This is a genomic window from Micromonospora salmantinae (assembly GCF_022230905.1).
Lineage (GTDB): Bacteria > Actinomycetota > Actinomycetes > Mycobacteriales > Micromonosporaceae > Micromonospora > Micromonospora salmantinae.
This window is the reverse complement of record NZ_JAKKFG010000011.1, coordinates 1-21,589: the sequence shown is the minus strand read 5'-3', so window position 1 is coordinate 21,589 and position 21,589 is coordinate 1. Positions and strand designations below refer to the sequence as shown.

At 71.0% G+C, this 21,589-nt stretch carries 17 protein-coding genes and 1 pseudogene; 6 read left to right on the top strand and 12 right to left on the bottom strand.

Annotated features, from left to right (window positions below; genetic code table 11):
- The first annotated feature begins 43 nt into the window (after window positions 1-43).
- Window positions 44-2,875, top strand: coding sequence for a PQQ-dependent sugar dehydrogenase (locus tag PSH03_RS08900; RefSeq protein ID WP_210781690.1), 2,832 nt, complete (start codon window positions 44-46; stop codon window positions 2,873-2,875).
- Between the two features lie 44 nt (window positions 2,876-2,919).
- Here PSH03_RS08900 and PSH03_RS08895 read toward each other — a convergent pair whose 3' ends face one another.
- Window positions 2,920-3,687, bottom strand: coding sequence for a helix-turn-helix domain-containing protein (locus PSH03_RS08895; protein WP_210781689.1), 768 nt, complete (start codon window positions 3,685-3,687; stop codon window positions 2,920-2,922).
- Between the two features lie 81 nt (window positions 3,688-3,768).
- Here PSH03_RS08895 and PSH03_RS08890 point away from each other — a divergent pair, with 81 nt between their 5' ends.
- Window positions 3,769-4,155 carry a nuclear transport factor 2 family protein gene (locus PSH03_RS08890; RefSeq protein ID WP_210781688.1) on the top strand — a complete coding sequence of 129 codons (387 nt, stop codon included), beginning with the start codon at window positions 3,769-3,771 and terminating at the stop codon, window positions 4,153-4,155.
- Here the strand turns inward: PSH03_RS08890 and PSH03_RS08885 are convergent.
- The 3 genes from PSH03_RS08885 to PSH03_RS33155 form a co-directional block, all read right to left on the bottom strand.
- On the bottom strand, window positions 4,152-5,096 hold the full coding sequence (locus tag PSH03_RS08885; protein WP_210781687.1) for an acyltransferase domain-containing protein: 945 nt from the start codon (window positions 5,094-5,096) through the stop codon (window positions 4,152-4,154). The genes PSH03_RS08890 and PSH03_RS08885 overlap by 4 nt on opposite strands.
- Before the next feature lie 29 nt (window positions 5,097-5,125).
- A complete protein-coding gene (locus PSH03_RS08880) occupies window positions 5,126-5,710 on the bottom strand; it encodes a hypothetical protein (RefSeq protein ID WP_238688829.1) in 585 nt (194 codons plus the stop codon).
- A 120-nt stretch (window positions 5,711-5,830) separates the two neighbouring features.
- Entirely contained in the window at window positions 5,831-5,947 is a 117-nt protein-coding gene (locus PSH03_RS33155) for a VOC family protein (protein WP_441005696.1), read from the bottom strand.
- 82 nt (window positions 5,948-6,029) lie between these two features.
- Here PSH03_RS33155 and PSH03_RS08875 point away from each other — a divergent pair, with 82 nt between their 5' ends.
- Entirely contained in the window at window positions 6,030-6,950 is a 921-nt protein-coding gene (locus PSH03_RS08875) for an NAD-dependent epimerase/dehydratase family protein (protein ID WP_238688828.1), read from the top strand.
- Between the two features lie 83 nt (window positions 6,951-7,033).
- Here the strand turns inward: PSH03_RS08875 and PSH03_RS08870 are convergent, their stop codons facing one another.
- The gene (locus PSH03_RS08870; protein WP_238688827.1) at window positions 7,034-7,474 is read right to left on the bottom strand and encodes a VOC family protein; all 441 of its coding nucleotides are present in this window, start codon (window positions 7,472-7,474) and stop codon (window positions 7,034-7,036) included.
- A 195-nt stretch (window positions 7,475-7,669) separates the two neighbouring features.
- Here PSH03_RS08870 and PSH03_RS08865 point away from each other — a divergent pair, with 195 nt between their 5' ends.
- The gene (locus PSH03_RS08865) at window positions 7,670-9,178 is read left to right on the top strand and encodes a cellulose binding domain-containing protein (protein ID WP_238688826.1); all 1,509 of its coding nucleotides are present in this window, start codon (window positions 7,670-7,672) and stop codon (window positions 9,176-9,178) included.
- Between the two features lie 57 nt (window positions 9,179-9,235).
- Here the strand turns inward: PSH03_RS08865 and PSH03_RS08860 are convergent, their stop codons facing one another.
- The 3 genes and pseudogenes from PSH03_RS08860 to metH all read right to left on the bottom strand — a co-directional run bounded on the left by PSH03_RS08860 (window position 9,236) and on the right by metH (window position 15,608).
- The gene (locus PSH03_RS08860; protein ID WP_238688825.1) at window positions 9,236-10,876 is read right to left on the bottom strand and encodes a hypothetical protein; all 1,641 of its coding nucleotides are present in this window, start codon (window positions 10,874-10,876) and stop codon (window positions 9,236-9,238) included.
- Window positions 10,877-11,456: 580 nt separating this feature from the next.
- Window positions 11,457-11,663 (bottom strand): annotated as a pseudogene (locus tag PSH03_RS32995) (helix-turn-helix domain-containing protein); the annotation flags it as partial.
- A gap of 444 nt (window positions 11,664-12,107) precedes the next feature.
- The gene (metH, locus tag PSH03_RS08855; protein ID WP_247668985.1) at window positions 12,108-15,608 is read right to left on the bottom strand and encodes a methionine synthase; all 3,501 of its coding nucleotides are present in this window, start codon (window positions 15,606-15,608) and stop codon (window positions 12,108-12,110) included.
- 276 nt (window positions 15,609-15,884) lie between these two features.
- Here metH and PSH03_RS08850 point away from each other — a divergent pair, with 276 nt between their 5' ends.
- Window positions 15,885-16,754, top strand: coding sequence for a PAC2 family protein (locus PSH03_RS08850; RefSeq protein WP_030332815.1), 870 nt, complete (start codon window positions 15,885-15,887; stop codon window positions 16,752-16,754).
- A 123-nt stretch (window positions 16,755-16,877) separates the two neighbouring features.
- A complete protein-coding gene (locus tag PSH03_RS08845; protein ID WP_091408867.1) occupies window positions 16,878-17,669 on the top strand; it encodes a GntR family transcriptional regulator in 792 nt (263 codons plus the stop codon).
- 314 nt (window positions 17,670-17,983) lie between these two features.
- Here the strand turns inward: PSH03_RS08845 and mshC are convergent, their stop codons facing one another.
- The 4 genes from mshC to PSH03_RS08825 form a co-directional block, all read right to left on the bottom strand.
- The gene (mshC, locus tag PSH03_RS08840) at window positions 17,984-19,222 is read right to left on the bottom strand and encodes a cysteine--1-D-myo-inosityl 2-amino-2-deoxy-alpha-D-glucopyranoside ligase (protein WP_238688824.1); all 1,239 of its coding nucleotides are present in this window, start codon (window positions 19,220-19,222) and stop codon (window positions 17,984-17,986) included.
- Between the two features lie 66 nt (window positions 19,223-19,288).
- Window positions 19,289-20,107, bottom strand: coding sequence for an SCO1664 family protein (locus tag PSH03_RS08835; protein WP_238688823.1), 819 nt, complete (start codon window positions 20,105-20,107; stop codon window positions 19,289-19,291).
- Complete coding sequence (locus PSH03_RS08830; protein ID WP_179778971.1) at window positions 20,104-20,688, bottom strand: DUF3090 domain-containing protein; 585 nt, start codon at window positions 20,686-20,688, stop codon at window positions 20,104-20,106. Before PSH03_RS08830 ends, PSH03_RS08835 begins: the two co-directional genes overlap by 4 nt.
- A gap of 157 nt (window positions 20,689-20,845) precedes the next feature.
- Window positions 20,846-21,550, bottom strand: a complete 705-nt coding sequence (locus PSH03_RS08825) for an MSMEG_4193 family putative phosphomutase (RefSeq protein WP_238688822.1) — start codon at window positions 21,548-21,550, stop codon at window positions 20,846-20,848.
- Window positions 21,551-21,589: the final 39 nt, after the last annotated feature.

The following is a 21,589-nucleotide window of genomic DNA, read 5'->3' as shown; positions in this document are numbered from 1 at the left end:
CGCCCCCGCGCGCCCGTCCACCGGTCGTCGAGAAAGGACGATCATGCTCTCGTACCCCCGGCGCTGGCCCCGGGCGCTCTTCGCGGCGGTCCTCACCGTCGCGAGCGCGGCCCTCGCTGTGGCTGCACCGTCCACCGCCCAGGCGGCGGTGATCCCCGCCTCCGACTATCAGCAGGTCAAGCTCGCCACCGGCTCGGGCGAGCTCGGTGAGGCCATGTCCCTGGCCGTCCTGCCCAACCGCTCGGTGCTGCACACCGCCCGAAACGGTGTCCTGCGGGTGACCGACGTGGCCGGCAACACAAAGGTCTCCGGCACCCTGTCGGTCTACACCCACGACGAGGAGGGGTTGCAGGGCGTCGCCGTCGACCCCAACTTCGCCAGCAACCGGTGGATCTACCTGTACTACTCCCCCACGCTGAGCACCCCGTCCGGGGACGCCCCGACCACCGGCTCGCAGTCTGACTGGGACCGGTGGAAGGGGCACCTGCGGTTGTCGCGGTTCACCCTCAACAGCGACGACACGCTCAACCTGGGCAGCGAGAAGATCGTGCTCCAGGTCGCCAACGACCGTGGGCAGTGCTGCCACGTCGGCGGTGACCTGGACTTCGACGCCGCCGGCAACCTGTACCTGACCACCGGCGACGACACCAACCCGTTCGAGTCGTCCGGCTACGCGCCACTTGACGAACGGACCAACCGCAACCCGCAGTTCGACGCCCAGCGCTCGGCGGGCAACACGAACGACCTGCGGGGCAAGGTGCTACGGATCAAGCCGCAGGCGGACGGCACGTACACGATCCCGTCGGGCAACATGTTCGCGCCCGGCACGTCGGGCACCCGCCCGGAGATCTACGCGATGGGTCTGCGCAACCCGTTCCGGATGAGCGTCGACAAGGCGACCGGCGTGGTCTACCTCGGTGACTACGGCCCCGACGCCGGGTCCACGAACTCCAGCCGGGGCCCTCAGGGTCAGGTCGAGTTCAACCGCATCGCGGCGCCGGGCAACTACGGCTGGCCGTACTGCACCGGCAGCAACACCAGCACGGAAACATACAATGAATACACCTTCCCGTCCGGGCCGTCGCAGTCCAAGTACAACTGCACGGGCGGGCCGACCAACAACTCGTTCCGCAACACCGGGCTCGGCACGTTGCCCGCGGCGAAGCCGGCCTGGATCAAGTACGCGGGCGACTCCGGTTCGCCGTCGGAGTTCGGCAGCGGCTCGGAGTCGCCGATGGGCGGGCCGGTCTACCGGTACAACGCCTCGCTCAACTCCAGCATCAAGTTCCCGCCGTCGCTGGACGGCCAGTTCTTCGCCGGCGAGTACGGCCGCCGCTGGATCAAGGCCATCAAGGTCAACTCCGACGGCTCACGCGGGGAGATCTCCAACTTCCCGTGGACCGGCACCCAGGTCATGGACATGGCCTTCGGCCCGGACGGCGCCCTGTACGTGCTGGACTACGGCACCGGCTCGAACAATCAGGCGCTCTTCCGGATCGAGTACATCGGTGGTGGCAACCGCAGCCCGATCGCGGTCGCCTCGGCGAACCCGACGTCGGGGGCCAACCCGTTGACTGTCAACTTCTCGTCGGCCGGCAGCTCCGACCCCGAGGGCGGCGCGCTCAGCTACCTGTGGACCTTCGGTGACGGCACCACGTCGACGGCGGCCAACCCCACCAAGACGTACACCACCAACGGCTCGTACAGCCCCACCCTGAAGGTCACCGACCCGACCGGCCTGTCCGGCACGGCGAGCCTGATCGTCACAGTGGGCAACACCGCGCCGACGGTGTCACTCACCGCGCCCACCGACGGGCAGCTGTTCAGCTTCGGTGACACGGTGCCGTACCAGATCTCGGTGAGCGACCCGCAGGACGGCACGATCGACTGCTCCAAGGTGAGCCTGACGTACGCGCTGGGCCACGACAGCCACGCCCACCAGATCACCTCGAAGACCGGGTGCAGCGGCACGATCACCTTGCCGACCGACGGTGAGCACGACTCGGCCGCAAACATCTACGGGGTCTTCGACGCCGCGTACACCGACAACGGTGGGCTGACCACGCACAGCATCAAGACGCTGCAACCGAAGCACCGCCAGGGTGAGCACTTCGGCGCCCAGTCCGGTGTCCAGGCCACCGACCACACCAACGCCGAGGGTGGCCGCACGGCCGGGTTCATCGAGAACAACGACTGGATCTCCTACCAGCCGTACAACCTGGCCAACGCCAACCGCATCACCGTAAGGGCGTCGTCGGCCGGCGCCGGTGGCACCATCGAGGTCCGGGCCGGGTCGGCCACCGGCACCCTGCTGGGCACCGTCACGGTTCCGGTGACCGGCAACTGGGAGACCTTCGTCGAGGCGTCCGCCACGATCAGCAACCCGCCCACCGCGTCGACGACGCTGTACCTGGTGTTCAAGGGTGGGTCCGGCTACCTGTTCGATGTCGACGCTTTCACCTTCGCCACCGGCACCGGTAGCAGCGCGCCGGCGACCACCTTGCGGGCGCAGGTCAACAACCAGTACGTGTCGGCGGTCGGCAGCACCGCGTTGATCGCCAACAAGGCCAGCGTCGGTACGACCGAGCAGTTCGACCGGGTGGACGCCGGCAACGGTGCCATCGCCCTGCGGTCGCGCGCCAACGGGCTCTACGTCTCCGCCGAGAACGCGGGCGCGGAGCCGTTGATCGCCAACCGCACCTCTGTGGGGGCGTGGGAGACCTTCCAGCTCATCAACAACTCCGACGGGACGGTCAGCCTGCGCGCCACGATCAACAACCAGATCGTCGCCGCCGAAAACGCCGGGGCCGGGTCACTGATCGCGAACCGGACGTCGGTCGGGTCCTGGGAGAGGTTCGTCCTGACCACGGGCTGACGAACGAGTGGTGGGCCCGGCCTGGGCGGCGACCAGGCCGGGCCCTACCGTGTGAAGTAGGCGGCGCTCTGCGGATCGGCCGGATAGTAGGACTCCACAGCGATCTCCTCGATGGTGATGTCCATCGGGGTGCCGAACGTGGTGATGGTCGAGAACAGCCGCAGCTCGCGTCCACCGATCCGCAGGATCATCGGGATCACCACGTCGGCGTCGACCCGTTGGTCCGGTGGCTCCTCGGGCAGCGGGCTCAGCAGTTCTTCGTAGAGCGCCGCGAGTTCCGCGTCGGGCGCTGCGGCGAGCTGGCGTGAGATCCGGCTGCGGAACACCGCCCGCACGTCCGCCAGGTTGACGACCAGAGGGGCGAGCCCGCGCGGGTGCAGGCCCAGCCGAACCAGGTTCACCGGCGGTCGCAACAGGTCGGGTGCCACGTACGCGAAGAACGGGTCGACCGCGCGGTTGGTCAGCACGATGTTCCACCGGCGGTCGAAGACCAGCGCCGGATACGGCTCGTGCGCCTGGAGCACCCTGCGGACCGCGTCGAGGGCACCCGACAGTGCGGCGTCGTCGAGCGGGCGCTGCGCGTACCGGGGCGCGAAGCCGGCGGCGAGCAACAGCTGGTTGCGATCACGCAGTGGCACGTGGAGCTGGTCGGCGAGCCGGAGGATCATGTCGGCGCTCGGCGTGGACTTGCCGGTCTCGACCAGGCTGACGTGCCGAGCCGAGACATCCGCGGCGATCGCCAGGTCGAGCTGGCTGAGCCCTCGGCGCTTGCGCCACCGCCGCAGGAGTTCTCCGACCGCATACACGATCATGAGCCTACTCATCGTCGCCCGGGACACCATGAAGTGCGATGTCATCGACAAGCACACGAGGCCGGGGAAACACTTGCGGCCATGAGCACCGAGAACAAGAGCATCGTCGGTCGTGCGTTGGCGGGGCTGGTCGACACCGGCGACGTCGACACGCTCGCGTCGTACCTGAGCGAGGACTTCACCCATCACCGGTCGGATTCGACGACCTCGACCAGGGCGCAGTGGCTCGCCGCGGTCCGCGCCGCGCTGGGCCCGACCGCCGGCATGCGGGTCGACATCCTGCACCTACTGGCCGACGGTGACCACGTCGTGGTGCACTCGCGACGCCGACTCCCCGACGGGGGGCCGGAGATCGTGGTCGTCGACGTCCTGCGGATCGCCGACGGACTGATCGCGGAGGTGTGGGAAGTCATCGAACCGGCCGCCCAGGCGGCCGCCAACGGCGCGTGGTGGGACGCGAGTGCCTAGATCGGGAAGCGGCCGTGGCGCCAGTGCCAGTGACCGCCGGCCCGCAGGTGGTCGATGATCGCGCGTTGGAGCACCGTGCGGCGCGGCAGCTCGCCGAGCGGGGTGGTCAGGGTCCGGAACCCGAACCGCAACACCTCGATGTCGGCGTCCGGCCCCGCCGACTCGTCGTAGGGCTCCAGCTCGAACCGGCGCTGGAACCGCACGATGTTGGAGTCCTCCGGTAGGTACTCCCGCAGCTGCGGGTCGAGGAGCCACGAGGCGCAGGAGAACGCGGTGTAGCGCTCGTCGGGGAAATGCCGGGGGAAGAACGCGCGGGCCTCGTCGAGGGACGCCTCGACCGCCTCCGGGGTCAACGGCCCCGAATCGGGGACGTGCAGGCCGATGGCGTCGTCGCCACGCTGGTGCTGTAGCCGGCCCAGCTCGTAGACGCTGCCGCGCGAGTGCAGCGTCAGCCAGCTCTGCATGATCGGCCAACCCTCGCCGCGCATCCGCCGGTCGATGGCGAGGTTGCGGCCCAGGTCAGCCAGGGTCACCCAGGTCACGGCATCGGGGATGCCGTGGTCGCGGTGGTACCCGTGCACCACGTCGACCAGGGCCAGGTACGCGTACACGTAGAGATGGCGCCAGGCCGGGCCTCGGTCTCGGGGCAGCTCCGGGCCGGGCGACAGCCAGTCGTAGCCCGCGAGGTCGGCGCGGACCAGGGCGATCGAGCGGTCGAGCAGCCAGCGCAACTCCGGAATCCAGAGCGGAGAGTCGGGGTCGGGCCAGCCCGCCATGATCTCCGCGGCGTCGTCCGGCGGCACGGCGAGCCGGTCGAGGAGCGCGGACGCGTCGGCCTTGGCCGGCAACGGAGCTGACGGCCCGTCACCGGCGAGCCGGTGCACGCGCTCGACCTCCTCGACGGGCACCCCGAGCCGGGCGGCGGTGTCGTCCAGATCCACGCCGACGACCATACCGGCCGGCGGGTTTCTCAGGAGTCCGCCGGCACCCCGGCATCGAGCTGCCCGATCATCGGCGCGAGGAGATCGTTGAGCTCCCGGGCCGCCACCGCCACGGCCCGGCGCGCCGCCGCGGCGACCTCGTCGTCCGGACCGTCGGGCGTGGGCGGCAGGTCATCCAACGGGACCGGCGCCTCCACCTGAAGCAACGCGCGCAGATACGGGCGGCGCGTCTGGTCCTGCTCGGTGGGCGTGGTGAACTGGCCGAACAGCTGGGGCCAGTTCTGCCAACCACGATCGCGCTGCCACTGCTTGGTCCAGGTCAGCTCGGCCGGCCAGCGGGAGGCCAGTGTCACCTCGCAGACCAGGCTGCCGTCCCACGGGCTACGCGCGCAGGTCGCCGAGATGATCCGCCGGTGCCAGCGCACGAAGCCCGGCGACAGCTCGGTGGCCAGCCGCCAGGCGGTCACCGCGAACGCCACGGGCGCGAAGTCACCCCAGGTGTCGGCGAACTCGTCGATCCGACGAAACACCTCGGCCTCGTACCGGCCGCGCCCGTCGGTGCCGTGCTCACGGTCGAACTGCTCGTCCAGCCAGAAGGCGCGCGGCTCCGGCATTCTCAACCCCGTTTCACAGCGATGGTGTTGCGTACCTCGAACCTATGCGAATGTCGGGGTTGCGGACGCCATCCTCGCCCGTTGTCAACCTGCCGCTCCGGCGAGGTGCCGGCACCCCGCTCAGCCGACGAAGACGCAGAAGGGATGCCCGGCCAGGTCGGCGTACACGCGCAGCGGCTCCTCCGGGTCGTTGATGCGGTCGTACAACACGACCGCCGAGGCGCAGCACGCGCTCATGCTGGACCAGCACCCCCTCGACGCCCTTGCCGCAGCGACGGGCGGCTTGACAAAGGGCGGGTTCCAGAGTGGACGATGCACCGTGCGAATTCTTGTGGTGGGTGGCAGCGGCCTGATCGGCGCTCACGTCGTGGACGTTCTTCGGGAGCGTGGCCATGCCGCGACCACCGTGGCGCGTACCGCGCGACCCGACGTCGACCACCTGCTCGATGTCGGGTCCGCCTCGATCGAGGACCTGCGGCCGCTGCTCGCCGGTCACGACGGCGTCGTGTACGCCACCCGCACCGAGGAGCAACGACCGCTGCCCAAACCGATCTACCCCGAGTTCCGCCGCGACAACGTCGACCCGGTGGTACGCCTGTTCACCGCCGCCCGCCTCGAAGGTCTCACCCGGGGCGTCGTGATGGGCTCCTACTACACCTACTTCGACCGGCTCCACCCGCAGTGGCGCCTCGCCGAACGGCACACGTACATCCGGTGCCGCCTGGAGCAGGCCCGGGAGGGGCGGGCGGCTGCCGGCGAGGGTCTGCCGGTCGCCGTACTCGAACTGCCGTTCGTCTTCGGTCGGGCCGGCGACCGACTGCCCAACTGGGCCGGTCCGCTGGACCGGTGGGCCCGCTCGCGTACCCCTCTGGTCGCCCCGACCGGCGGCAGCGCCGCGGCCTCCGCCCGCAGCGTGGCCGAGGTCGCGGTCGACGCCCTGGAGCAGGCCAGCGGTGCGGACATCCCGGTCGCCGACGAGAACCTCACCTGGACCGACATGATCGGGCGCATCGCCGAGGCGGTGGGCCGATCCCGCCGGGTCGCGCGGATGCCGTCCGGCGCCGCGAAGGCCGCGCTGCGACTGGGCGGCGCGCTACAGTCCCTCGGGCGCAAGGAGTCGGGCGTCAACCCCAGCTACCTCGCCGACCTCCTGCTCGCGAACCTGTTCATCGAACCGACGAGCGGCCGCCCGCTGGACCCGGCGCTGCGCGAAACCTTCCCGCGCGGCGCGGGAGCCTAGCGGGGCCCAATATCCGCGCAACTGTCTCCATCGCGCACGAGGCCCCCGTATCCGCGAAGTAGGGGGCCGACCCACGGCGGCCGTCAGCGGAGCTGTTCGGCCAGGCCGACGATGATGCCCTCCGGGCCACGGACGTAGCAGAGCCGGTAGGCGTCCTCGTATCGCTCCAACTCCCCGACGAGTTCGGCGCCGTGGCCGCGCAGCCGGGTGATCACGTCCTCGATGTCGTCGACGGCGAACATGATGCGGCGAATGCCCAGCGTGTTCGCCGGCGCGTCCTTCGGTTCCCCGCCGATCGCCGCCGGTCGGTGGAACATCGCCAGCTCGACCTTGCCGTGGCCGTCCGGGGTCCGCAGCATCGCGACCTCCTGCCGGACGTCGTCGATGCCGATGACACGCTCGACCCACCGCCCCTCTACCGGCCCCCGCCCCTCCAACTCCATGCCGAGTTCGACGAAGAACGCGATGACCGCGTCGAGGTCCTCGACAACGATGAGGACGTTGTCCATCCGCTGGATCGCCATGCTGGATCTCCCTGCTCTGGTGCGCTCACGGTGACCGCATCCTCCCCGAGGACGGAGCCACCCGACCGTTCTCGACATGAAGAACGGGCTGTTTGCGGCAGGACGGCCCGGCCAGCCGGCAGGACCGCCGGCATGTTGACTCCTGCCGGGCGTCCTGCCTGTCTCCCGGCAGCGAACGTTGCTTGACTCAGCGGCATGACATCAATACGGAAAGCGATCACCCGTACGGTGGTCGTCGGGGCACTGGTCGGCGCAACGGCGCTCACCGGTCCCGCCTCCGCGTACGCGGAGTCCGGTCAACCGGGGGCCGCCGGTGCCGCCGAGTCCCTCCTCGACCTCATCCCGGCACAGACCCTGGACCAGATGGTCGCCCAGGCCCCACTGGTCGACGCGGCCAATGTCATCCGCACCGCTGTGGAACGCGCGCCGGCCCGCGGCTATGCCGGCATCGGCCTGGTCGACGACCACGTCACCCTGTGGTGGAAGGGTGTGCCGCCCACCGACATCGCCGCAGCCGTCACCGCTGCCCGCCGCGCCGCGCCGGTCGAGGTGGCCAACGCCACCTACTCCCGCGCCGAACTGCGCAAGGCGGCTGCCGCCCTCACCCCGGTGGTGAAGGCCGACCCGGCGGACGCCAGCCACTCGGTCCGGCTGCGCACCGACGGCACCGGCATCGAGATCGGCGTGGACTACACCGCGGGCGCCAAGCTGCCGAAGCTGCCGGCCACCGGCGTGCGTACCAGCTTCGTCAGGAGCGACCGGATGGTCGAACGGTCGCGGGCCAACGATGCCGCGCCGTTCGACGGCGGGGCGTCCATCGGGGTCACCATACCCTGGTGCACCGCAGGCTTCGGCGTACGCGACGTGGACACCGACGCCGGTTACCTCCTCACCGCCGAACACTGCGGTGCCATCGGCTCACCCTGGCACGTCGGCTTGTCCACCGGCACCGGCACGCTGGTCGGCTACGCGGTCGACAGCAACGACGACCACGACACGATGATCATTTCGACGTCGACGCCCGGCGACCACCTCTACGTCGGCGGTCAGCATGACGAGGTCCGCGCCCAGGTGGTCGGCTGGACCGAGGTCTTCCCCGGCCAGCTGCTGTGCCAGTCCGGGTACACCTCCGCGGGTGAGGTCGGCGGTCCGGTCTGCAACCTGCGGGTCGACTTCCACTACGACGACATCGAGGACCTCGTCGAGGCCACCCAGCTCGACGGCCAGGAGGCCGCCCGGGGCGGCGACAGTGGCGGCCCGGTCTACTCCGTCAACGCCAACGGCACGGTGCTCGCCGCCGGCACCACCACCCGATCGGCCGGTCGGGGCTTCGGCTTCCAGGACTTCGCCACCGCCCGCGACGACTACGGCAACATCGTGCCGGCGACGACGATCGCCAGCACCTGCCGGGTCTCCTTCGTCGTCACCAACTCGTGGGGCACCGGCTACAGCGCCAGCGTCACCGTCTACAACGACGGCCCGGCCACCAACAGCTGGTCGTTGGGCTTTGCCTTCCCGGGTGGACAACTCATCCAGGGCCACTGGAACGGCATCTTCCAGCAGACCGGCGCAGCGGTGACTGTGACCAACGAGAACCACAACGCCAGCATCCCGACCGGCGGCGCCGTCAACTTCGGCTTCACCGCGAACGGCTCCCCCGCCACCCCGTCCCCGTTCACCCTCAACGGCACCACCTGCAACTGACCCTGTCCACCGACACCGGACCCCGCCGCATCGCCGGCGGGGCCCGGTGCGTGTCGGTCAGAACCCGGCCAGTTCCCGTCGCAGGGTGGCGCGCAGGGTCCGCACCTCCGGTGCGTCGAGTTCGCCGCACCGGTCGAGCGCCCGCTCGCGCAGCCGGCGGGCGTCGGCGGCCCCGCCCGCAGCCGATCCGGCCAGCGCCGCGAGCGCGTACAGGGTCTGCGCCTCCCACCACGGGCAGGACAGCGCGGTATACAGGGCCAGCGCCGCCCCCAGCGCTTCGGCCGCCGCGTCGACCTCACCCAACGCCCGGAGCGCGAGTCCGTACCGGTGGATGGCGTTGGCCTCGCTGAACGTCGCGCCGCAGCTGTGGAACAGCCGCCGGGCGTCGGCGTACTCGTCGGCGGCGGCCCGCCACTGGCCCATCCCGGCCAGGTCCGCCCCGAGACTCATCATCGCCCCGGCCCTCGCCACCACCGCGCCGGTACGGCTGAGGCCGCTGCCGCGGCCGTAGAACGCCAGCACGTCGCGGTGCAGGTCGGCTGCTTCGGCGAACCGGCCGAGCGCGGCCAGCGCTCCGCCCTGCACGCTCGCCGCGCCGTGCTCGCCGAGGGCGTACCCGATCTCGCGAAACAGGCCGACGGCCCGGCGGCAATGGTCGACGGCTAGCACACCGCTGCCGATCCGAATGAAGATCGCGGCGGTGTAGGTCAGCGCCCACGCCTCCTCCCGGCGGTCCCCGATCAGCCGGGCCAACTCCAGCGCCCGGTCCAGGGCAGCCAGCCCATCGGTGTTGCGGTCCCGGCAGAAGTACCGGGCCCAGCCCAGGAAGTTCAGCAGGACCGCCTCGTCGCGAGGGCTACCGGCGGCCCGGGCCGCGGCCACTCCCAGCGAGAAGATCTCGTCCCAGGAGTGCCGGTGACTGTTGGCGTCCGAGTACCAGTGCAGATCCCTGGTGACCGCGACCACGTCGGCGTGCCGACCGCGCCGCGCCGCGTCGCGCAGCGCCGCCAGCCAGTTGCCGGACTCCCGATCCAACCAGTACGCCGCCGCCCGATCGTCGTCGAACGGGGAATCGACCCGACAGGCGACCGGTTCGAACATCAAGCCGGCCTGCCGGGTACGCCGCAGCAGCCAGCCGACCATCTGATCGTGCGCCTCCGTCCGGCAGACCTGTTGTTCCTCGGCGTCGAGGCGTTCCTGGGCGTAGAGCCGGACCAGGTCGTGAAACTGGTACCGGTCCCCCAGGGTCAGGAGAACACCAGCCTCGACCAACTCCTCCAGGGCCGCCGCCGCGGTCTCCTCGGCGGTGCCGGCCACGGCGGCGACCAGCGCGGGTTCGAAGTCGGTGCCGGGAATCAGCGAGGCCCGCCGGAACACTCGCGCGGTCATCGGGTCCAATTGCCGATAGGAGACCTCGAACGCGGATCGGACGCCCAGGTCTCCAGCGGTCAACACGGTGAGGCGCCGACGCTGGTCGTGGAGCAGGTCCACCAGCCAACCGACCGACCATTGCGGTCGGCTGACGAGGCGGTTGCCGGCGATCCGGACGGCCAGCGGCAGCCGGCCGCAGAGTTTGACCAGTTGGTCGGCCGCGACCGGCTCGGCGGCGATCCGGTCGGCACCGACGATCGCCGCGAGCAGCAGTCGACCGGCTGCCGGGGGTGAGCAGGTCGAGCGGCAGGCGGACCGCACCGGCAAGGCCAGTCAGTGGACGCCGGCAGGTGACCAGCGCGAGGCATCCCCGCCCGGCCGGCAGCAGTGGGCGTACCTGTGCCTCGCTTGCGGCATTGTCCAGGACCACCAGCAGCGGCCGGTCCCGGGTGAGGGTGCGGAACAGGCCACCCCGCTCGGCCAGCGACACCGGCACCCGGCTGTCCGGCACCCCGAGCGACCGCAGCAGTCCGGCCAGCGCCTCGGCCGGATCGACCGGGCCGTCCGGTGAGACGCCCTGCAGGTCGACGAAGAGCTGTCCGCCGGCGAAGGCCGGGCTGAGTCGATGTCCAGCGGCGACGGCGAGGCTGGTCTTGCCGATCCCCGGCGGCCCGTGCAGCACCACCACCGAGGCGGTGTCCGGCCGCCCTGCGGTGACGTCGGCGGCCAGCGCCGCGAGCCGTTCCAGGATCTCCGCCCGGCCGGCCAGGTCCGGAACGGCGGCGGGCAGTTCCCCGGGTACGACCATCGCCGCTCGGTCGTACGGCGCCTCCGCGCGGTCGCCCGGCGCCTCCGCGCGGTCGTGCGGTTGCCTCTCGACCCGGGCCAGGGCGACGAAACGGTCGCGGTCCGCCCCGGCCAGCCGCAGGGCGTCGGCGAGCAGCACCACCGTCCGTCGTTGCGGGCTGCGCACCCGGCCGCGCTCCATCTCCCGGATGCCGCGGACACTGGAACCGGCCGACTCGGCAAGCTCCTCCTGGGTCAGCCGCCGCTCCAAGCGGAGGGTCCTGAGGAGGCCTCCGAACTGGTCACGCCGCACCTGACTCTTGGGCATGTTCCCCCAACCACCCAACGGCCGCACTTACGTAGCGTGAGTCGATGCTCGCATATGCGTGACGGATTACCGGCCACTGTGCACCGAGTGTGAGTATCGCCATGGCGAATCCTCGACGAGCCATCGGAAGCCAGGTTGCGCTCGGCCGGCCACAGTTCACACCCACGGATCTCCCGAGCCAGGCGCAAGCTATCGGCCCTCAGTTCTATCTGGACCGACCAACCAGGACGGTGCCGCCGGAGTCCGCTCCTGGTCGCGGCCGCGCTGCTGCCCGCCCTGTTGGTCTTCCTGAGGAGGCGCTCACCCCACCACGACTGGAGGCGGGCCGCCGAAATCAGGTCCCGGTCGAGCTGATGCGCTTCGCCTACACGCTGGCTGCCCCACCAAGGGCTTTGCTGATCGCCGGCGCCGACCAACAGGTGCGGTTCAGGGCGCCTGAGCCTGTCACTTGGCGTTGAAGTAGTTGGCCTCCGGGTGGTGGACCACTATCGCGTCGGTGGCCTGCTCCGGCATGAGCTGGAACTCCTCGGACAACTCGACCCCGATCCGGTCCGCACCGAGCAGATCCATGATCTTCGCCCGGTCTTCCAGGTCGGGGCAGGCCGGGTAGCCGAACGCGTACCGGCAACCCCGGTAGTCGTTGTGCAGGATGCCGGCCAGGTCCGCCGGGTCGTCGTGCCCCAGCGGACGACCGTCAGGCAGGGTCATCTCGGCGCGGATGCGCTGGTGCCAGTACTCGGCGAGGGCCTCGGTGAGCTGCACGGAGAGGCCGTGCACCTCCAGGTAGTCGCGGTACTCGTTGCGGGCGAACAGCTTCGCCGCGTACTCGCTGACCGGCTGACCGACGGTGACCAGTTGCAACGCGACCACATCGAGCTGGTCGCCCTGTGGCTTGAAGAAGTCCGCCAGGCAGAGCCGCCGCTCCTGCCGCTGGCGCGGGAAGGAGAACCGGGCGCGCTCCGCGTGCCCGTTCTCGTCGAGCACCACCAGGTCATTGCCCTCGGAGTACGCGGGGAAGTAGCCGTACACCACGGCTGCCTCAAGGACCTGGTCGGCGATCAGCCGGTCCAGCCAGTACCGCAGCCGCGGGCGGCCCTCGGTCTCGACCAGCTCCTCGTAGGAGGGTCCGCTGCCGCTCCGGGCGCCGCGCAGCCCCCACTGCCCGGAGAAGGTGGCCCGCTCGTCGAGCAGCGCGGCGTAGTCGGCCATCGGCACGCCCTTGACCACGCGGGTGCCGAAGAACGGCGGGGTGGGCACCGACACGTCGGCGGCCACGTCGGAGCGGACCGAGGAGTCGTGCAGCTCCGGCAGCGACGTGGTGACCATTGAGCGCTGCCGTTCCCGGCGCGCCCGCCGGGCCGCGAGGGCCGCCTCCCGCTCCGGGTCGATCACCGGGGCGCCGCCGCGCTTGGCGGTCATCACCCTGTCCATCAGGGACAGACCCTCGAACGCGTCCCGCGCGTAGTGCACCTGCCCGGGGAACGTCGACCGCAGGTCGTCCTCGACGTACGCGCGGGTCAGCGCCGCCCCACCCAGCAGGACCGGCCAGCGCTCCGCCACCCCGCGGGTGGCCATCTCGGCCAGGTTCTCCTTCATGATGACAGTGCTCTTGACCAGCAGCCCGGACATGCCGATCGCGTCGGCGCGGTGCTGCTCGGCGGCGTCCAGGATGGCGCTGATCGGCTGCTTGATGCCGATGTTCACCACCTCGTAGCCGTTGTTGGACAGGATGATGTCGACCAGGTTCTTGCCGATGTCGTGCACGTCGCCGCGCACTGTGGCGAGCACGATGCGGCCCTTGCCGCCGTCCTCGAGGGTCTCCATGTGCGGTTCCAGGTAGGCCACCGCGGTCTTCATCACCTCGGCGGACTGGAGCACGAACGGCAGCTGCATCTGGCCGGAGCCGAACAGCTCGCCGACCACCTTCATGCCGTCCAGCAGGATGTCGTTGATGATCGACAGTGGGGACCGGCCACCGGCCATCGCCTCGTCGAGGTCGGCCTCCAGGCCGTTGCGCTCACCGTCGATGATCCGCCGCTTGAGCCGCTCGTCCAACGGCAGCGCGGCCAACTCCTGTGCCCGGCTGGCCCGTGCGCTGGTCACGTCGACGCCCTCGAAGAGCTCCAGGAAGCGCTGCAACGGGTCATAGCCCTCGCGGCGCCGGTCGTAGACCATGTCGAGGGCGACCTCGCGCTGCTCGTCGGGAATCTTCGACATCGGCAGGATCTTGCTGGCGTGCACGATCGCGGAGGTCAGGCCGGCCTGCACGCACTCGTGCAGGAACACCGAGTTGAGCACCTGCCGGGCCGCCGGGTTGAGCCCGAAGGAGATGTTCGAGATGCCGAGGGTGAAGTTGATCCCTGGGTAACGCCGGGCGATTTCCCGGATCGCCTCGATGGTCTCCAGTCCGTCGCGGCGGGTCTCCTCCTGCCCGGTGGCGATCGGGAAGGTCAGCGTGTCGATCAGGATGTCGGACAGGTCCATCCCCCACCGGCCGGTCAGGTCGTCGATGGTGCGCGAGGCGATGCGGACCTTGTCCGCCGCGGTGCGCGCCTGCCCTTCCTCGTCGATGCACATCACGACTACTGCGGCACCGTGCTCCCGGATCACCGGCATCACCCGCCCGTACCGGGACTCGGGGCCGTCGCCATCCTCGAAGTTCACCGAGTTGACCACGCATCGGCCACCGAGCATCTCCAGCCCGGCCTCGATCACCGCCGGCTCGGTGGAGTCCAACATGATCGGCAGGGTCGACGCGGTGGCGAACCGCCCGGCCAGCTCGCGCATGTCCTGCGTGCCGTCGCGGCCGACGTAGTCCACACACAGGTCGAGCAGGTGCGAGCCGTCGCGTGCCTGACTGCGGGCGATCTCCACACAGGCCCGCCAGTCGCCGGCGAGCATCGCCTCCCGGAACGCCTTCGAGCCGTTGGCGTTGGTCCGCTCCCCCACCATCAGCACCGACGCGTCCTGGGCGAACGGCACCGGGTGGTAGACCGAGGAGACGCCCGCCTCGTGCCGGGGCTCGCGGGCCGGGGCGGTGACGCCGTGCAGCCGCTCGGACAGCACCCGGATGTGTTCCGGGGTGGTGCCGCAGCAGCCACCGACCAGCCCCACGCCGTACTCGGTGATGAACCGCTCCAGGGCCTCGGCCAGCTCTACGGGAGTCAGCGGGAAGTACGCCCCGTCGGCGGTCAGCACCGGCAGGCCGGCGTTCGGCATTACCGACAGCGGGATGCGGGAGTGCTGCGACAGGTAGCGCAGGTGCTCGCTCATCTCGGCCGGGCCGGTCGAGCAGTTGAGCCCGATCAGGTCCACACCGAGCGGCTCGATCGCGGCGAGGGCCGCCCCGATCTCGCTGCCGACCAGCATGGTGCCGGTGGTCTCCACCGCCACGTGACAGATGATCGGCACCGACTGGCCCAGCTCGGCCATGGCCCGCTTCGACCCGACCACTGCCGCCTTGACCTGGAGCAGGTCCTGGCAGGTCTCGATGATCAGCGCGTCCGCGCCGCCGACGATCAGACCCGCGGCGTTCTCCTGGTAGGCGTCGCGCAGGGTCGAGTAGGCGGCGTGCCCGAGGGTGGGCAGCTTGGTGCCCGGCCCGATCGAGCCGAGCACGAACCGGGGCCGCTCCGGGGTGCTGGCCGCGTCGGCGGCCTCCCGAGCGATCCGGGCGCCCGCCTCGGACAACTCGCGGATGCGGTGCGGGATGTCGTACTCGGCGAGGTTGGCGAGGTTGGCCCCGAAGGTGTTGGTCTCCACGCAGTCGGCACCGACGGCCAGGTAGGCGTCGTGCACCCCGCGTACCACGTCCGGGCGGGTGACGTTGAGGATCTCGTTGCACCCCTCCAGCCCGTCGAAGTCGTCGAGCGTGAGGTCCGCGGCCTGAAGCATCGTGCCCATCGCGCCGTCGGCGAGGAGAATGCGATCAGCCAGCACATCCATCAATGAAGTCCGCACCCGTTCAGGTTAGTGCGATCCGGCCGGACTCCACGACTCTCCTCGAGCGATCCCCTATTGTGTCACGGGGATCACCCTGTCTGGTTCGTTCGGGTATGACCTGCTGCCGGAGCGGCCGACCGGCGCGGCCGGCGGGCCGCACCCTCGCCCTGCACGTAGGCTGACGGACGTGAAGGACAACAGGGACGCCGCCGGGCCACACGGTATGACGACCGGGCGCGGTCCCGACGCCAGCCGCGACGAGCAGGGTGAGGTGACGGCGTGACCGAGTTCGACGGACTGCCGGTGCTGCGGTCCCCGGTGGCGATCGCCGCGTTCGAGGGCTGGAATGACGCCGCCGACGCGTCCACCGCCGCGGTCGAGCACCTGGAGCAGGTCTGGAACGCCCGGCAGATCGCCGAGCTGGATCCGGAGGACTTCTACGACTTCCAGGTCAGCCGGCCCACCATCACGATGGCCGACGGGGAGACCCGGCGGGTGGAGTGGCCGACGACCCGGTTCATGGTGGCCAGCCCGGAGGGCACCGACCGCGACGTGGTGCTGATCCGCGGCATCGAGCCGAGCATGCGCTGGCGGACGTTCTGCGAGCAGGTTCTGGAGATCTGCCACAGCCTGGAGGTGGAACGGGTGGTGCTGCTCGGCGCCTTGCTGGCCGACGTGCCGTACACCCGGCCGCTGCCGATCAGCGGCAGCGCCTCCGACGCGCAGGCCGCCGAGCGCTACCAGCTCACTCCCACCCGGTACGACGGGCCGACCGGCATCGTCGGCGTGCTGCACGACGCCTGCACCCGCGCCGAGGTGGACGCCGTCTCGTTCTGGGTGCACGTGCCGCACTACGCAAACAACCCGCCCTGCCCGAAGGCCACCCTCGCCCTGCTGCACCGGGTCGAGGAGGTCGTCGACCTGCCGGTGCCGATGGCCGACCTGGCCGAGGAGTCCGCCGAGTGGGAGCAGCGGGTGCGCAGCGCCGCGGAGCAGGACGCCGAGCTGGGCGAGTACGTCCGCGAGCTGGAAGAAAGGGTCGGCGACGAGGGAATCACCCCGTTGACCGGTGACGAGATCGCCCAGGAGTTCGAGAAGTACCTGCGCCGCCGGGGCGGTTCGGCCGGCCCCACCGCCGGCTCCTGGTAGCACTGTTTCGTTGCGGGCCTTCGGACCTTCTGTGGTCCGGGGGCCCGTTTTCGCGTGTCCGGGGTGGCGCCGTCACACTCGCTGGGGCATCCTAGGAACCTAGATGTGATCAAGGAGGCGGGTGTGCAGATCAATCCCGGGGCCGCCGAGTTCCCGCACCGACAGATCGCCGCGCAGCTCAAGGCCCAGGTCCGCCGGGGCGACTGGGGGCCGGGCGAGCGGCTACCGTCCATCCCGGCCATCGCCGAGATGTTCGGCGTCGCCAAGCAGACAGTGCAACGCGCCGTGGACCAACTGCGGGTCGAGGGCATCCTGATCACCAAACCCGGCTCCGGCACGTACGTCCGGGGCACCCGCCGCCGCCTCAACCGCCTCTCCCGAGGCCGGTACGGCGGCTTCCGCGGCTACCACACCGACCTGGCCGCCCGATATCGCCAACAGCTCGTCTCCGTGGGGCACGCCCCCGCCCCCGCCGAGGTGGCCGACGCCTTCGGCGTGTCCGACGGCACCAACCTGCTCTGCCGCCGGCACCTCGTCCGCACCGACGACTCCCCCGTCGAGGTGGGCGCCTCCTGGTTCCTGCCCCGCGACACCGCAGGCACCTCGCTGGAGCGCACCGAGGCGTTCGGCCGGCCGCTCTACCAGGAGGCCGAGGAAGCGACCGGACGGCGGTACGTCTCGGCCACCGACACGATCAGCGCCCGCCAGCCGAGCCGGGAGGAGGCCGAGACCCTCCAGATCCGGCCGGACACCCCGGTGCTGCACCTGCTGCACGTCGCGTACGACGCGCACCGCAAGCCGATCGAGGTGTCCCAGGCGACCTGGCCCGGCCCCATGACCACCCTCACCGAGGAATACAAGATCCCCGGCCCGACCCCCGACCCGGAACCCGACCCCGGCCTGGTCCTGGGCTAACCCGCCCCTGCCCTGCCCTGCCCGGCCCGGCGATCTTGCACTTCCTGTCACCCGTTTGCCCCCGATTGGCACCTTTCGTAACGTCAAAAAGTGCAAGATCGGCGGCGAGGTGTGGGGCGCGGCCCGACGGGGTCATGCCGCACCCAGAGCGCTCCGTCGATCATGGAGTTGTGGCGCCTCGCACAAGGTGCACCGCACCCCGTACCGGCCACCACAACTCCATGATCGACGCAGGCCAACGGACGACACAGGCCAACGGACGACGCAGGCCAGCGGACGGCGCCAGCCAACGGAAGACGCAGGCCTGCGAGGGGCTAGAGGCGGATGCCCAGGAGGGCGTCTACGGTGTTCGCGAAGAGGGCGGGCGCTTCGGGGTCGTCGGTGGCACCGGCGAGGGTCGCCTCGGCCCAGCGGTCGGCTGCGGCCAGGGCGCCGGGGGTGTCCAGGTCGTCGGCCAGGCGTGCGCGTACCTCGGCCAGCAGCTCGACCCCGGACGGCCCGGCGGGCGCGGCGGCGGCCCGCCGCCAACGGTCCAGGCGCTCGTGCGCGGCGGTGAGCAGGTCGTCGGTCCAGGTGCGGTCGCTGCGGTAGTGCCCGGAGATCAGCGCCAGCCGGATCGCCATCGGGTCGACCTTGTCGGCGCGCAGCCGGGACACGAAGACCAGGTTGCCGCGGGACTTGGACATCTTCTCGCCGTCCAGACCGATCATGCCGGCGTGGACGTAGTGCTCGGCGAACGGCGCCTGGCCGGTGAGCCGCTCGGCGTGCGCGGCGGAGGCCTCGTGGTGCGGGAACAGCAGGTCGTTGCCGCCGCCCTGCACGTCGATCCGGTCGCCGAGCAGGTTGAGCGCAATCACCGCGCACTCGATGTGCCAGCCGGGGCGGCCCGGGCCCAGCTCGCCGCCCGGCCAGGACGGCTCGCCCTCGCGGGCGCCGCGCCACAGCAGCGGGTCCAGTGGGTCCCGCTTGCCGGCCCGGTCGGGGTCGCCGCCGCGCTCGGGGAAGATCTCCAGCATCTGCTCGCGGGTCAGGTTCGACTCGTAGCCGAAGCGGGGCGTGGCGGAGATGTCGAAGTAGACGTCCCCGGTGCCGTCGTCGAGCCGGTACGCGGCGCCGTCCTTGAGCAGCACCTCTACCTTGTCGGCGATGTCCGGGATCGACTCGACCGCACCCACGTAGTGCGCCGGCGGGATGATCCGCAGCGCCTCCATGTCCTCCCGGAACAGCGCCGTCTCGCGCATCGCCAGGACCACCCAGTCCTCGCCGTCGCGGGCGGCCCGCTCCAGCAGCGGGTCGTCGATGTCGGTGACGTTCTGCACGTAGCGCACCGGGCGGCCGGCGTCGCGCCACATCCGCTGCACCAGGTCGAACGTGATCATGGTGGCGGCGTGGCCGAGGTGGGTGGCGTCGTACGGGGTGATGCCGCAGACGTACATGCTGCCCGCGTCGGCCGGCTCACTCGGATGGACACCCTGCCGCGCCGAGTCGTACAACGCCAGTGGCTCGCCCCTGCCCGGCAGCCGTGGCACCTCGTGTCCCGCCCAAGACTCCATGGGATCAGCCTAGCCAGCCCGGCGACAACGCCGGAGCACCCCACGGGTGATCAAGATGACAGCGGGTCACATGGGCGGCCAGGGCATCGCCGGCCAGTCCTCCGGAGGCTGGGGGAAGCAGCCGGTCTCGCGCAGTCGGTCGACCCGGGCGGCCACCTCGGCCACCTCGCTGATGGTCAGATGGTCGGCCAGCTCGGCACCGAGTGCGCCGGCGACCTGCCCGGCCAGCGCGTCGAGCATCTCCACGGCGTCCGCGGGCAGCCGCTTACCGGCCCAGCCCCAGAGCACAGTGCGTAGCTTGTCCTCCACGTGGAAGCTCACCCCGTGGTCCACGCCGTAGATCCGGTCGTCGGCACCGATGAGCACGTGACCGCCCTTACGGTCGGCGTTGTTGAGCACCGCGTCGAGCACCGCGAGCCGGGCCAGCCGCGGGTCGTCGGCGTGGGCGAGGGCGTACGCGGCGCCGTCGTCGTCCCGCGCGGCGGCGATCGGGATCCAGCGTGGCGGCAACTCCCCGGCGGGCAGGAAACCGACAAGTGGTTCGGCGTCCTCCGGCTCGTCGATCCACAGCTGGCAGGAGCCGGAGCCGAACGGGCCGTCCCGCAGCACTGTGGGCGGCACCAGGTCCCATCCGGTGGCCCGGGAGACCAGGTACGCCGAGACCTCCCGACCGGCCAGGGTGCCGTCGGGGAAGTCCCAGAGTGGGCGCTCGCCCCGGACCGGCTTGTAGACGCAGCGGGCGGTCAACCCGTCCAGGGTCAGGATGCCGCGCAGCGTCGTGTTCGACGCGTCGACCAGCCGACCCTCCAGGTCGAGGACGCCGTCACGCAGTAGCCGCAGCGCGGCGTCGCCGTCCTGGCGAGGCTGGAGGCCGGACGAGGTCACCGGTGATAACCGTTGTGCCGCGGGCAGAGGTGCCCGGCGGGGTCCAACGGTTGGCCGCAGAGCGGGCACGGTGGCCGGCCCGCGTTGACCACTCGCCGGGCCCGCTCGATGAACTGGCGGGTCGCCTGCGGGGTGAGCCGGACCCGGAGCCGGTCCAGGTCCTCGTCGGGCTCGTCGTCCTCGTCGTCGTCCTCGTCCTCGTCGTCCTCGTCGCCGAGCTCGACCTCGGGCTCCACCTCGCCCGCCGCGATCGCCTCGATCACCACTGTCGCCGTGTCCACGTCGAAGGCCAGCCCGAGCGTCCCGACCCGGAACTCCTCGTCGACGGGAGTGTCCAGTGGCTCGTTGTCGCCGATCACCGGCGCCAGCTCGGGCAGGTCCACCCCGAAGCGACGCTGCGCCTCGGTGAGCAGTTCCTCAAGCTTCTCGGCGAGCAGGGAAACCTGGACCTTCTCCAGCGCGACGCTGACCAGCCTGCCGCCGCCGCGGGCCTGCAGGAAGAACGTGCGCTCCCCCGGCGGCCCGACAGTCCCGGCGACGAACCGCTCCGGCGGTTCGAAGGCGTGCACCTGGTGGGTCATACCCACGACCCTATCCGGCCCGCCTTGGCGTCGCGCACCCCACCGACGCGAATCGCCGCAGCGGCGGCGCGCCCGGCGTACCAGGGGCTAAACCCGGGCGTGGCGGCCTTTCCGGCGTGCGCTGACGCCCCGGCCGCAGGCGGTGTCGTGACGCGCCTCACCGCGACGCACCCGCTCCACCGCCGACGGCCGCGTCCGAGTCGGCCACCCGGTTCGCGCGCCGACGCCGCTTGGCCGGCGGTGGCACCAGCGTCGCCAGGTCGCCACCGGTGTCGTTGAGTCGCACCAGAAACGGACGCAGCGGCGTGAACCGGATCGCCGTCACCGACGCCGGGTCGGCCACGATCCGCTGAAAGGCATCCAGGTGTACGCCGAGCGCGTCCGCCACGATGGCCTTGATCACATCGCCGTGGCTGCACGCCAACCAGACCGCCTCGGGCCCGTGCTCGGCGGTCACCTGGGCGTCCCAGGAACGCACCGCCGCCACGGCACGTGCCGCCATCGCGGCCATCGCCTCGCCACCCGGGAAGACCGCCGCGCTGGGGTGCTGCTGGACGACCGGCCAGAGCGGCTCCTTGGCGAGTTTCTTCAGCGGCTGCCCCTCCCAGCTGCCGTAGTCGCACTCGATCAGCCCGTCCTCGACCACCGGGGCGGCCTGCGGGAGCGCCAGCTCCAGGGTCTGCCGGCAGCGGATGAGCGGGCTGGTCACCACAGCGGCCAGCGGCACCGCCCGCAACCGCTCGCCGACCGCGGTGGCCTGGGCGCGCCCGGTGTCGTCCAACTCGACCGGTTGCCGACCGGCCAGGCCGCCATCGGCGTTCGCCGTGGTTCGGCCGTGTCGCAGAAGCAGAAGGGTCGCCACGGGACCACCCTATGACCTGGGCCCCGCGCCGGGCCGTCG

Bases quoted from the DNA above. Each gene is read 5' to 3' on its own strand.
- PSH03_RS08830 (WP_179778971.1), bottom strand. From the start codon at position 20,688: ATGACCCACCAGGTGCACGCCTTCGAACCGCCGGAGCGGTTCGTCGCC.
- PSH03_RS33155 (WP_441005696.1), bottom strand. From the start codon at position 5,947: ATGAGCGCGTGCTGCGCCTCGGCGGTCGTGTTGTACGACCGCATCAAC.
- PSH03_RS08900 (WP_210781690.1), top strand. From the start codon at position 44: ATGCTCTCGTACCCCCGGCGCTGGCCCCGGGCGCTCTTCGCGGCGGTC.
- PSH03_RS08870 (WP_238688827.1), bottom strand. From the start codon at position 7,474: ATGGCGATCCAGCGGATGGACAACGTCCTCATCGTTGTCGAGGACCTC.
- PSH03_RS08865 (WP_238688826.1), top strand. From the start codon at position 7,670: ATGACATCAATACGGAAAGCGATCACCCGTACGGTGGTCGTCGGGGCA.
- PSH03_RS08880 (WP_238688829.1), bottom strand. From the start codon at position 5,710: ATGCCGGAGCCGCGCGCCTTCTGGCTGGACGAGCAGTTCGACCGTGAG.
- metH (WP_247668985.1), bottom strand. From the start codon at position 15,608: ATGGATGTGCTGGCTGATCGCATTCTCCTCGCCGACGGCGCGATGGGC.
- PSH03_RS08890 (WP_210781688.1), top strand. From the start codon at position 3,769: ATGAGCACCGAGAACAAGAGCATCGTCGGTCGTGCGTTGGCGGGGCTG.
- mshC (WP_238688824.1), bottom strand. From the start codon at position 19,222: ATGGAGTCTTGGGCGGGACACGAGGTGCCACGGCTGCCGGGCAGGGGC.
- PSH03_RS08895 (WP_210781689.1), bottom strand. From the start codon at position 3,687: ATGATCGTGTATGCGGTCGGAGAACTCCTGCGGCGGTGGCGCAAGCGC.